This window comes from Nonomuraea sp. NPDC050404, assembly GCF_040655495.1.
GTDB lineage: Bacteria > Actinomycetota > Actinomycetes > Streptosporangiales > Streptosporangiaceae > Nonomuraea.
Genome location: NZ_JBFAKB010000046.1, coordinates 1 through 11,517 on the forward strand (window position 1 = coordinate 1; position 11,517 = coordinate 11,517).

Here is an 11,517-nt window from a genome sequence, read left to right on the forward strand (position 1 = left end):
ACCGCGAACAACACCCGCGCCTTGGGCGTGCCGAGATCGAGCTGCACACCCTCTCGCCACGCGGCCAGCGGACCCAGTATCCCGAACTTCATCGTGCTCCCTTGGATGGGAGGCACTGTAAACCTGGACGGCCGGTTTTCAGCGGTACATCGGGCGAAGAAACGGTTACGAACTGAGACGGGAGGCGGGCCGCGCGGTGGGGCGGATCGGTCCTGATGTGCACCGCCATCGTGTTGTTCCTGGCCGTGGTCCTATCCGCGGTGCGGCAACGGCCGTCGCCTGGCTGGTGTCATCGTTTCTCACCTGAGCGTTGGGCTTCTGAGGGCCGGTCGTGGTGTGCGGGTCGTAGCAGGTCGAGCAGGGCTCGTACGGCCGGGTTGCTGTCGTGTCCCGCCCGGGTGACCAGGGCGACGGTGCGAACCGCGCGGTCGCCGAGGATTGGGATGGTCGTCAGCCCGGCCTCCTGTGCCACCCCTACGGGCAGGATGGCGATTCCGAGTCCGTGTCTTACCAGGGAGACCAGCAGTTCGAGCTGGGTTGTGCGCAGGACGATCCGCCGGTTGAGTCCGGCGTCCAGGCACAGGCGGTCGACGACGGTCTGCAGTCCGGTCCCGGCCTGGAACTCGACGAACGACTCCGCTTCCAGGTCGGCCAGCCGTACGCCCGCCTGTTCCGCCAGCGGATGGTCGCGGCCGGTGGCCACCGCCAGCGGTTCGGTGTCACTGTCGATCACCGTCAGTGCCGCGGGAAGCTCCTCCGGGCCGCACGCGAGGTAGGCCAGGTCCAGGCCGCCGCTGCGCAGCGCCTCGATCATCTCGTCCACCGGCGCCTCCAGCAGGCTGATCTCGATGCCCGGATGCGCCTTTCTGAAGAGCGCCAGCGCCTGCGGGAGATCGACCCAGGTGAGCATCTGGATCGTGCCGAGCGACACCTGGCCGCGCAGCAGCCCCTGAACCGCGGAGATCTCGGCCTTGGCCGAGCGGGCCTCCGCGAGGATGTTGCGGGCGATCGGGAGGAGGGCGCGGCCCGCCGGACTGAGCTCGACGCGGCGGGTGGTCCGGTCGAAGAGGGTGGCGCCTAGCTCACGTTCGAGCTGGCGGATGGATGCGCTCAGTGACGACTGTACGACGCTCACGTCGCGGGCCGCCTGGGTGAAACTGCGCCGGGATGCCACGGCGAGGAAGTGCGACAGCTGCCGGAGCTCCATTTATCGACCGTTTCGATGAGGTGTAGCAACTCTATCTGTTGGACAGAATAGCCTGGTCGGGGGCAACCTGGGGTACAGAGCGTGAACAACCGAGGAGGGTGGCCCGTGACTGCCAGGAGCATTGCCGCCGAGCCGTTCGATCTGGAACTGGACCCGGCGAAGACGGCGCTGGTCGTGATCGACATGCAGCGGGACTTCCTGCAGCCGGGCGGCTTCGGCGAGCTGCTCGGCAACGACGTCTCGCTGCTGCGCGGGGCGATCGAGCCCACGCGGATGGTGCTGCAAGCGGCTCGGGCCGCCGGGATGCTGGTGGTGCACACCCGCGAGGGGCACCGTACCGACCTCGCGGACTGCCCGCCCGCCAAGCGTACGCGCGGCGACAAGACGTTCATCGGCACCGACGGGCCGATGGGGCGCATCCTGGTCCGCGGCGAGGAGGGGCACGACATCGTGCCCGAGCTCTACCCGATCCCGGGTGAGCCGGTGGTCGACAAGCCGGGCAAGGGCGCGTTCTACGCGACCGACCTTGAGGCGATCCTGCGCGGCCGGGGCATCCAGACGTTGCTGGTCTGCGGGGTGACCCTTGAGGTGTGCGTGCACACCACGGTACGCGAGGCGAACGACCGCGGTTACGAGTGCGTGGTCCTGGAAGACTGTGTGGGCTCCTACTTCCCCGAGTTCCTCCGGGTCGGCCTCGACATGATCAAGGCGCAGGGCGCGATCTTCGGCTGGGTGTCGGACTCCAAACGCGCCCTGGACCTGTTGAACGGCTAACCCGTCATGGTCGCCGTCTCCAAGGGCTATCTGGTGCCGGGGCCGGACTTCGCCGGGAACGTCCACAGCGTCTTCGCCACCGCCTGCAACCTGGCCGTGGATGGTCGCCTGCTGACCGTGCACGACGCCGCCTCACCGCACACTCCGACGTCGGTCCGGGTGACCGGGTGGCGGCCCAGGGCGCAAGCGGGGGATCCGGCCCGCTGCGTGGCCGGGGTCCTGTCGTTCGGCGAGCACGTGCTCGACCTGCGAGCCCTGCCCGTCTGGACACCACCTTCCCCGGCCCCGTCCGTGATCGTCGACGTCGAGGACGCCGAGGACGCCGAGGAGGTCGCGAGGATCCGCGAGCAGTACGTCGAAGCCGAGGGCATCGTCGTGCCGGGGCTCACCGAACGGGCAGAGAGCCTGCTGGAAGCGCTGGTCGGGCGGGCGGAGAGTCTGCCGGGGGCGCTGGTCGGGCGGGCGGGGAGTCCGTCGGGAGTGCTTGCCGGGCGGGCGGGGAGTCCGTCGGGGGAGCCTGGGCGGCGTGACGTGTCCGAGGCCGTGGCGCGGCTGGTCGGCTTTGGGCCCGGTCTGACGCCCAGTGGGGATGACCTGCTGGTTGGCGTGTTGGCCGTACTGTCGCGGGGCGGTGGGGGAGCCGCGTTTCACACCTTGGCGTCCGTTGTGCGCCGTCACGCCGGTCGCACCACCGATGTCGGTGCCCACTATCTGCGGCTCGCCGCCGGGGGCCACTTCGGCGAGCCGATCGTGAACCTGGTGGACGCGCTCGTCACCGGAGCCGGCCGCGCGGCGGTGCCGGCCCGTACCAAAGCCGCGCTGCGCGTGGGAGCGAGCTCGGGAGCCGACGGCGTCGCCGGCGTCCTGCTCGGCCTGCGCGCGCTCGGTTCCTGCCCAGATCGGAAGGCGGCATGATCAGCATTCGCGAACATCGCATCTACCCCAACCGCTATCAGGACTCCGTTGCCCTGATGGCGCTCTCCGCGGCGCTGGCCAAGCTGCCCGGCATCCAGACGGCTTCCGTCGTGATGGGGACCGGTACCAACCTGGACAACCTTCGCGAAGCCGGACTGGGCGAGGTGGACGCGGGGCCCGGTGACCTGGTCGTCGCGGTACTGGGCGAGGAGCAGGCCGTTGCCCGGGCGCTGGAGCTGGCCGAGGAACTGCTGGCCGAGCAGTCACCCGGCGACGCCGGCACCGGCACGGTGGCGGCGCGGCAGCTCAGGAGTCTGCGGCAGGCCGTGGAGGAGAACCCGGCGCACAATCTGGCGCTGATCTCGGTGCCCGGCGCCTACGCCGCCGCCGAGGCGCTCAAGGCGCTGCGGCTCGGCCTGAACGTCATGATCTTCAGCGACAACGTGCCTCTCGATCAGGAGATCGAGATCAAGCGCTTCGCGGAGGAGCAGGATCTGCTCGTGATGGGGCCCGACTGCGGCACCGCGATCGTCAACGGTCTGCCGCTCGGCTTCGCCAATGTCGTACGGCGCGGGCGCATCGGCGTGGTGGGCGCGTCCGGCACCGGCATGCAGGAGATCACCTGCCGCGTCCACCAGCTGGGGGAGGGGATCTCGCAGGCGCTGGGCACCGGCGGCCACGACCTGTCGGCGCAGGTCGGGGCGGTCTCCATGCTCCGTGGGCTGCGCGCGCTGGCCGCCGACGAGGCGACGGACGTCATCGTGCTGGTCTCCAAGCCGCCGGCCGAGACGGTCGCCAAGAGCGTGATCGAGGAGGCTCGTACGCTCGACGTGCCCGTCGTGATCTGCTTCCTCGGCGCCGACCCCGCCGCGTTCGGCGGCGACACCCCGGGGGTGCACTTCGCCACCACGCTGGCGGGCTCCGCCGATGCAGCAGTGGCACTCGCCCGTGGGGAAGCCCGGCCCGAGGATCGCGCGGTGGCGCTCACCGGTGGGGAAACTCAGCCCGGGGATCCTGTGGTGGCGCTCGCCCAGGGGCAGGATCGTGCGGGGGAGCCGTACTTCGATCGGGTGAGGTTTGCGCCGGCGCAGCGCTACCTGCGTGGTGTGCTCACCGGCGGCACGTTCTGCTATGAGACGCAGTTGCTGGCCCGGGCCGCGGGCATTCAGGCCGCGTCGAACACCCCAGTCGCGGGCAACTCCGCGCTCGGCGACGTCGGGACCAGTACCGGGCACACGATCCTCGACCTGGGCGACGACGCGTTCACGCAGGGACGGCCGCACCCCATGATCGACCCGGCGCCGCGCGACGAGCGGCTCCTCGCCGAGGCCGACGACCCGGCCACCGCCGTCGTGCTGTTCGACGTCGTACTCGGGTACGGCGCCGCGGACGACCCGATCTCCGGCCTGCTCGACGCCATCGGGCAGGCGAAGGCGCGGGCCGAACGCGAAGGCCGCGCCCTCGCGTTCGTCGGGCATGTCTGCGGCACCGACGACGACCCGCAGGACCGGTCGGCCGTCGTCGCGCGGCTGCGGGAGGCCGGTGCCCTGGTGGCGGAGAACAACGCCCAGGCGGCCGTGATCGCCGCCCGGATGATCCCTTGACCGGGAAAGGAAGGCAGAGACATATGTGGAGCGAACACCTCGACGTGGTGAACGTCGGTCTCGCCGGGTTCGGGGACAACATCCGCCATGCCGGAGGATCCGTCACCACCCTCGACTGGCGCCCGCCGGCGGAGGGCGACCCGGCCGCCGCGCTGGCGCTGGCCAGGCTCGTCCGCCACCCGGAGGTCGAGCGGGCCAACCAGGTCGCCTTCGAGCGCTACCTGTCCGCACAACCGGTGCTGACCGACGTCGCACCGGCAGGGGAGGCCATCCCCGGGATGGCCGGCGAGCGCCTGATCCTGCATTCCGGCCCGCCCATCGCCTGGGAGCGGATGGCGGGCCCGGTCAAGGGCGCGATCGCCGGAGCCATCGTCTTCGAGGGCTGGGCGCCGGACCCGGAGCGGGCGGCCGAGCTGGCCGCGTCGGGCGCGGTCTCCTTCTCCCCGGCGCACCACTACGGCGCGGTCGGCCCGATGGCCGGCGTCATCAGCCCGTCGATGCCGGTGTGGGTGGTACGCGACGCCACCTCGGGCAACCTCGCCTACAGCAACTTCAACGAGGGACTCGGCAAGGTGCTGCGCTTCGGCGCGAACGGCCCCGAGGTGCTCGACCGGCTGAAGTGGATGGGCGACGAGCTGGCCGGGGCGCTGCGGCCCGCCGTACGGCGGCTGGACGGTCTTGAGCTCAAGCCGCTCATCGGGCAGGCGCTGCACATGGGCGATGAGGTGCACAACCGCAACGCGGCGGCCACCGGTCTGCTGCTCAAACGGTTGTTGCCCGCGCTCATCGCGACCGAGCCGGCCAACGCCGTGTTGCGGCGGGCCGCCGAGTTCATCACCGGCAACGACCACTTCTTCCTCAACGTGTCGATGGCGGCCTGCAAGGCCATGCTCGACGCCGCCGCCGGGGTGCCGCACAGCTCGATGGTCACCGCGATGGCGCGCAACGGCGTGAACTTCGGCATCCGCGTCTCCGGCACCGGCGACCGCTGGTTCCAGGCGCCGGCCAACCCTGTGGACGGCCTCTTCTTCCCCGGGTACGGCGTGGCCGACGCCGCCCCCGACCTCGGCGACAGCGCGATCACCGAGACCGCCGGGCTCGGCGGCTTCGCGATGGCCGCCTCGCCCGCCATCGTCAAGTTCGTCGGTGGCACGCCGGCCGACGCCACCGCGCACAGCCGCCGCATGCGGGAGATCACGATCGGCAGCAACCCGGTGTTCACGCTGCCCGCGCTGGACTTCGGCGCGAGCGCGGCGGGCATCGACGTGCGCGCCGTCGCCGACACGGGCATCCAGCCCGTCATCAACACCGGCATCGCCCACAGGGAGGCCGGCGTCGGGCAGATCGGCGCCGGCGTCACCACGGCGCCGCTTCCCTGCTTCACCCAGGCCGTAAGCGCCCTCGCCGAGGGCCTCGCAGCTGGGGAGGTGGCATGAGCGCCGGGCTCGCCGTCGTCGCGTTCGGTGGGAACGCGCTGGTCCGCGACCCGGCCCACGAAGCCATCCCGTACCAGTACGACACGGTGGTGAGGACCGTACCGGCCGTCGTGGACATGATCGCGAAGGGCTGGGACGTCGTGGTCACCCACGGGAACGGCCCCCAGGTCGGCTTCATCCTGCGCCGTTCCGAGCTGGCCGCCGCCGAGGTCGCCCCGGTGCCGCTGGACTACGCGGTCGCCGACACCCAGGGCGCGATCGGCTACATGTTCACCAAGGCACTCTCCAACGAGCTGGCCGTACGCGGCCTCAGCCGGCCGGTGGTCAGCCTGGTGACGCGGACCCTGGTCGATCCCGCCGATCCGGCCTTCGACCGGCCCGCCAAGCCGATCGGCTCGTTCTTCGACGAGCAGACCGCCCGCCACTACGCCGCCGAGCTGGGCTGGACGGTCGCCGAGGACTCGGGGCGCGGCTGGCGCCGTACGGTGGCCTCGCCGGAACCCATCGAGATCATCGAGCTCGGCACCATCCGCGACCTCGTCGGCGGCGGCACGGTGGTGGTGGCCGGCGGCGGCGGGGGCGTGGCCGTCGCCAGGGACGGCGCGGGCCTGCTCACCGGCGTGGAAGCGGTGATCGACAAGGACCGCGCCGCCGCCCTGCTCGCCGCCGAGCTGGGCGCCGACCTGCTGGCCATCCCGACCGGCGTGGACCGGGTGGCGATCCACTTCGGCACGCCGCGGGAACAGTGGCTCGACCGCCTCACCCCGGAGACCGCCGCCGAGTACGCCGCGCAGGGCCACTTCGGAGAGGGCAGCATGCGGCCCAAAGTGACGGCGATCATCGACTTCCTGCGGGCCAGGCCCACGGCGAGCGGCCTGATCACCACCCCCGACCGGCTCGCCGACGCGTTGTCCGGCGCGACCGGCACCTGGATCAGCAAGGGAGAAACCCCATGGGCGTAGCGCTCGCCGTCAACGGCACCCTGATGCGTGGCCTCGAACTCAACGGCAACCTCCTCGACGCGGGCGCCACGTTCCTGCGCGAGGACGCCACTGCGCCGTGCTACCGGTTGTGGAGCATCGACGACCGGCATCCCGCGATGATCCGTACCACCGACGGCAGCGGCGTGTCGGTCGCGGTGGAGGTCTGGGAGGTGCCCGCGGAAGGGCTGGCGGGAGTGCTGCTGTCCGAGCCCGCCGGCCTGTCGATCGGCAAGGTGAGCCTGGCCGACGGCACGGAGGTGCTGGGCGTGGTCGGTGAGCCGTTCCTGGTGGCGGGCAAGCGTGAGATCACGGAGTTCACCGGCTGGCGGCGTTACGTCGCGACGCTCGGCCTCGGGGAGGATTGACCATGGGGACCGACACTCCGGCCAAGAGGGCCGAGGCCGCGACCGGGGCGCCCGGTTACCGGATCGCGCTGATCCTGCTGGGCATCATCACCACGCCGGTGGTGTTGTCCTCGCCGACGCTCGGCAGCGGCCTGCCCCTGCCGAGCGTGATCACCTCGGTGGTGGCCGGTTCGCTCATCCTGATGATCGTCGCGGTGTTCACCCTGGCGATCGGCGAGCACGCCCGGCAGCCCACCTATGACGTCGTACGCTTCCCCTTCGGCCGTGGCGGCGCCAAGGCGATCACCGCGCTGCTCGGGGTGAGCGTGTTCGGCTGGGCCACGGTGACCGCCAACGGCTTCGGCACGGCGGCGCAGCGCCTGGTCACGGAGCTGACCGGGGCGCAGGTGCCGCTGCCCGTGCTCGTGACGTTCGGCTGCGTGTTGTTCGTGGCGGCGACGGCGTTCGGCTTCGAGATCCTCGGCAAGGTGGCGCAGTTCGCCGTCCCGGTGATCGCGCTGCTGCTCGGCTACCTCGTCTACGTCTCACTCAGCTCGGCGCGCGACTTCGTCACGCCGGGCTCGCCGATGGACTGGGGCGTCGCCGTCTCCTCGGTGGTGGGCACCGGCACGGTGCTCGCCGTGACCTCCGCCGACTTCGGCAGCTTCGCCAGGGGGCGCGGGCAGGCCCTGACCGGCGGCGTGCTCGCCTTCGGGATCGCCTACCCGCTGCTGTACATCGCGGGCGCCGTGCCCGCGGCGCTGACGGGCCAGTCCGCGCTCATCGACGCGATGGCGATGATCGCCTCCGCGCTGCCGGCGGTCGCGCTGCTGGTGTTCGCCGCGATCACCGCGAACGCGGGCAACATCTTCCAGGGCACGCTCGCCGTGTCGTCGCTGGTCCCCAGGGTCAAGAAGTGGCAGGCCTCGATCGCGCTCGGCGCGGGCGCGGCCGTGCTCGGCAGCCTCGACGTGGCCGCCTGGTTGCCGAACTTCCTGCTCTTCCTCGGCATCGCCGCGCCGCCCGTGGCGGGCATCATCATCGCCGACTTCCTCCGTTACCGGCGGCACGGCTACGACGCGGGTGTGCTGTCGGACGGGGCCGCCGTCAGGCTGCCGACGTTCGTGGCCTGGGTGGGCGGGTGCGCGGTCGGCTACCTCACCGCGTACGGGACCTTCTCACTCACCCAGATCCCGTCGATCGACTCCCTCCTGTCGGGCGGCCTCCTCTACGCCCTCATCACCGGTCTGACAACGCGCTCCCGCCGCTGACGCGCCGGGACCGTTCACCGCTCGGCAGGCCGGCCCGGGCGAGCAGGCTCAGTGCCGCCGCCGACCCGGTGCCGGCCTCGGCGGTCGCCACGACGATGCGCTGGCCGTCCGCGTGCGGGACGTTCAGGGTCTGGAGGTTGAGCTGCATGCGGCCCACGAGCGGGTGGTGCAGGCGGTAGGTCGCCAGGTCCCACTTCCTGACCCGGTGTTCCGACCACATGGTGGCGAACTCCGGGCTCTTCATGGTCAGCTCACCGATGAGTGCGGCCAGCCGGGGGTCGTCCGGATGTTGCCCGGCGGCGAGCCGCAACTTTCCCACGACGTCCCTGGCCTTCTTCGGCCAGTCCTCCACGTACAGGTCCCGCGTGTGCGCGTCCAGGAAGACCAGCCGGGCGGTGTTCGGCCGCCGGTCGGGCTGGTCGGGGATGTGCGGGTCCAGATGCCCGGCGAACAACGAGTGCCCGGTACGGTTCCAGGCCAGCACGTCGCTGCGGCGTCCGAGCACGATCGCGGGCGCGTCACCGAACGCGGCGAGCAACTGCTGGGTCATTTCCCCCGCCCGCTCCGGCGCGGCCCTGCGCCGGGTGCCGGTGCGGCGCGAGGCGCCGGCGGCCAGGTCGTGCAGGTGAGCCCGCTCCACCTCATCGAGATCGAGGGCACGGGCCAGCGCGTCCAGCACCTCCGGTGAGGCGTTGAGCGAGAGCCCCTGCTCCAGCCGCGTGTAGTAGGACAGGCCCACCCCGGCGAGCTGCGCCAGCTCATCGCGGCGCAGCCCCGGCACGCGACGGCGCTCCCCGAAATCCTGGAGCCCCACATCCGCCGGCTGCAACTGCGACCGGCGCATCCGGAGGAACTCGCCCAACCCCGTCGTCTTCTTCATACACCGAGTATCGAGCACCCCTATGCCAAGGAGCCTGCCCTTGTCAGGGGCAGGCTGCGAACGGCCGGCGGCCGCAGACTCTGAGCCACGAGCAGAACGCAGGGCCGACCCTCGCAAGCCAGGCCCCGGAGCAAGGAAGAACACCCCATGAAGCTGAAGCAGTCCGCGATCACCCTGAGCCTCACCGCCATGACGGTCCTCGGCACCACGCTGGCCGGCGCCACCGACGTCCTCGCCGCCTCCGGCCAGTCCCGTACGGCGGCGGCCCCCGTCGTCGAGGCCAAGGGGCCGGGGGTCTTCCCCCACTCCGCGGACTACTACCCGGGCTCGCGGAAGTTCGTGACGGGTTCGCTGGCGCACAACACCATCTCCTCGGTCGACCAGAAGGGGAAGGTGCGCACCATCATCGAGGACAAGAAGCTGGTGTCGGTGCAGGCCGTGCGGGTGGACACCAGAGGGAACCGGATCCTGGCCGGTAACGTGGACTACGGAACGGCCGAACGTTCCTCGGAGGCCACCAAGTTCAAGGTGGCGGGCGTCGCCGCGTACCAGATCGGCAGTGGACGCCGGCTCTGGTACGCCGACCTGAACAAGGTCGCCAAGGACGACAAGCAGCACCTCGTGGCCGACGTGACGGTCGCGCCGAACGGCACCGCGTACGCCGTGGACCAGCTCTCCTCGACGATCTTCCGCATCGACCGCAACGGCAAGGCCTCCGTCCTCGTGAGCCACAAGTTGCTGGCCGGGAACGTGGACGTGCCGAACTTCCTGAACAACGTGGGCATGAGCGCCGTGGCCTGGATGCCCGGCAACCTCCTCATCGTCGCCAAGGCCGACGGCAGCCTGGTGCGGGTGCCAATCGACAACCCCGGGAAGGCCACCAAGGTCAAGCTCTCCAAGAACCTCAGCGCTCTGACCGCGGGCATCCGGGTCCTGCCGGACAGGTCGCTCGCCGTGGTCAGCAGCGGGCTGCTCACCGGCAAGGCCGCCGTCGTGCAGCGGGTCCGTCCCGGCCAGGGCTGGAAGTCCGCCACCGTCAAGGTCACCGACACCGTCACCGACCCGGTCACCAGCTCCGTCACGCCCGGCCCCGGGGGCAGGACCTACGCGCTCAGCGGCGGCCTGGCCGCCATGCTGGCCGGCAAGCCGAACGACGGCTTCACGCTGCGCCCGGTCGACGTGCGCTGACCTCTCCTCCGAGGGGTCAACAGATCTATGTCGTGACGGACAGTAGTTGAGCGGCTACTCAGAATGCATGATCGGGGAGCAGTCAGCGCCACGGCGCGTCGTACCCCTAGAGGACAGGAAGTCGCCCATGCTCCGCACCCCGGCCACCCTCGCCGCCCTCACCACCGCCGCCGCGCTCGCCGTGAGCCTGGCGAGCCCGGCCTCCGCCGCGACTGGCACCCTCTATCTCAACAGGGCGGAGTACGTGGACCCCAGCGGCTGCTACACCGCCCGAACCGCGGATCCCTTCGTGTACAACCGGACCGACCAGGTGGCCGTCGCCTTCCTCCTGCCGAACTGCGGGGGCATGGAAACGGGGACGGTGTGGCCGGGCGACGGCAAAGAGATAGTCGGTCGAAGTGTGTTCATCCCGTAGAAAGACAGAAACGGACATTCGGCCTTAAATTCGACTGCTCCATTCCCAGACCCCAAGAGGTAACAGGGACCAGGGGTGGGCGCCCCGATCAGATCGGGGCGCCCACCCCTTCTTCATTCCCGGACGCCGACGGTGATCACGCTGCGTAGGGTGACCGCCCCCGACCGGTTCAAACCCCCTAAGTGCGCACGGCACCGACTGCCGGTGTCAAAGACGTATGGTCCGTTACGTCAGCCGACCCTGCCCGCGACAAGCCGCGCGAGCTGTCATCAAGGGTGTTCGGCCAGGTCGCCGAGGGGGCGGAAGTCCATCGGTGCCGGGGAAGGGCCGCAGGTCACCGAGGTGTTCCCGATTCTCCGTGAACATCGTGTGCGGATCGCTGAACGCGACGCAGACTCATGTCATGCCCACCATAACCATCGGCTGTCCCATCTGACTCCCCCGGGCGGGTAGATAGGGGGGTCGTTAGGGGTTAAGGGGTGATCTATCAACATATACTG

At 70.7% G+C, this 11,517-nt stretch carries 11 protein-coding genes; 9 read left to right on the forward strand and 2 right to left on the reverse strand.

Annotation, left to right across the window (positions count from 1 at the left end):
• Positions 1 to 289: 289 nt before the first annotated feature.
• Positions 290 to 1,207, reverse strand: coding sequence for a LysR family transcriptional regulator (locus AB0I81_RS59830; RefSeq protein WP_360678588.1), 918 nt, complete (start codon positions 1,205 to 1,207; stop codon positions 290 to 292).
• A 105-nt stretch (positions 1,208 to 1,312) separates the two neighbouring features.
• On the opposite strand from AB0I81_RS59830, the gene AB0I81_RS59835 reads away from it, so the two are divergent.
• The 7 genes from AB0I81_RS59835 to AB0I81_RS59865 are packed head-to-tail and all read left to right on the forward strand — an operon-like array spanning position 1,313 to position 8,534.
• Positions 1,313 to 1,981 carry a cysteine hydrolase gene (locus AB0I81_RS59835; protein WP_360678590.1) on the forward strand — a complete coding sequence of 223 codons (669 nt, stop codon included), beginning with the start codon at positions 1,313 to 1,315 and terminating at the stop codon, positions 1,979 to 1,981.
• A gap of 6 nt (positions 1,982 to 1,987) precedes the next feature.
• Complete coding sequence (locus AB0I81_RS59840) at positions 1,988 to 2,896, forward strand: DUF2877 domain-containing protein (RefSeq protein ID WP_360678592.1); 909 nt, start codon at positions 1,988 to 1,990, stop codon at positions 2,894 to 2,896.
• On the forward strand, positions 2,893 to 4,500 hold the full coding sequence (fdrA, locus tag AB0I81_RS59845) for an acyl-CoA synthetase FdrA (RefSeq protein ID WP_360678594.1): 1,608 nt from the start codon (positions 2,893 to 2,895) through the stop codon (positions 4,498 to 4,500). Before AB0I81_RS59840 ends, fdrA begins: the two co-directional genes overlap by 4 nt.
• Positions 4,501 to 4,523: 23 nt before the next feature.
• Positions 4,524 to 5,936, forward strand: a complete 1,413-nt coding sequence (locus tag AB0I81_RS59850) for a DUF1116 domain-containing protein (RefSeq protein ID WP_360678596.1) — start codon at positions 4,524 to 4,526, stop codon at positions 5,934 to 5,936.
• Complete coding sequence (locus tag AB0I81_RS59855) at positions 5,933 to 6,898, forward strand: carbamate kinase (protein ID WP_360678598.1); 966 nt, start codon at positions 5,933 to 5,935, stop codon at positions 6,896 to 6,898. The genes AB0I81_RS59850 and AB0I81_RS59855 overlap by 4 nt, the downstream gene beginning before the upstream one ends.
• Complete coding sequence (locus tag AB0I81_RS59860) at positions 6,889 to 7,284, forward strand: gamma-glutamylcyclotransferase (protein WP_360678600.1); 396 nt, start codon at positions 6,889 to 6,891, stop codon at positions 7,282 to 7,284. Before AB0I81_RS59855 ends, AB0I81_RS59860 begins: the two co-directional genes overlap by 10 nt.
• A gap of 2 nt (positions 7,285 to 7,286) precedes the next feature.
• The gene (locus tag AB0I81_RS59865; protein WP_360678602.1) at positions 7,287 to 8,534 is read left to right on the forward strand and encodes a cytosine permease; all 1,248 of its coding nucleotides are present in this window, start codon (positions 7,287 to 7,289) and stop codon (positions 8,532 to 8,534) included.
• Here AB0I81_RS59865 and AB0I81_RS59870 read toward each other — a convergent pair.
• Positions 8,503 to 9,414 carry a helix-turn-helix transcriptional regulator gene (locus tag AB0I81_RS59870; protein ID WP_360678604.1) on the reverse strand — a complete coding sequence of 304 codons (912 nt, stop codon included), beginning with the start codon at positions 9,412 to 9,414 and terminating at the stop codon, positions 8,503 to 8,505. The two genes, AB0I81_RS59865 and AB0I81_RS59870, sit on opposite strands and share 32 nt — an antisense overlap.
• 147 nt (positions 9,415 to 9,561) lie before the next feature.
• Between AB0I81_RS59870 and AB0I81_RS59875 the strand changes: the two genes are divergently transcribed.
• Together AB0I81_RS59875 and AB0I81_RS59880 are read left to right on the forward strand one after the other, a co-directional pair.
• Positions 9,562 to 10,602 carry a hypothetical protein gene (locus AB0I81_RS59875; RefSeq protein ID WP_360678606.1) on the forward strand — a complete coding sequence of 347 codons (1,041 nt, stop codon included), beginning with the start codon at positions 9,562 to 9,564 and terminating at the stop codon, positions 10,600 to 10,602.
• A 127-nt stretch (positions 10,603 to 10,729) separates the two neighbouring features.
• On the forward strand, positions 10,730 to 11,017 hold the full coding sequence (locus tag AB0I81_RS59880; protein ID WP_360678608.1) for a hypothetical protein: 288 nt from the start codon (positions 10,730 to 10,732) through the stop codon (positions 11,015 to 11,017).
• Positions 11,018 to 11,517: the final 500 nt, after the last annotated feature.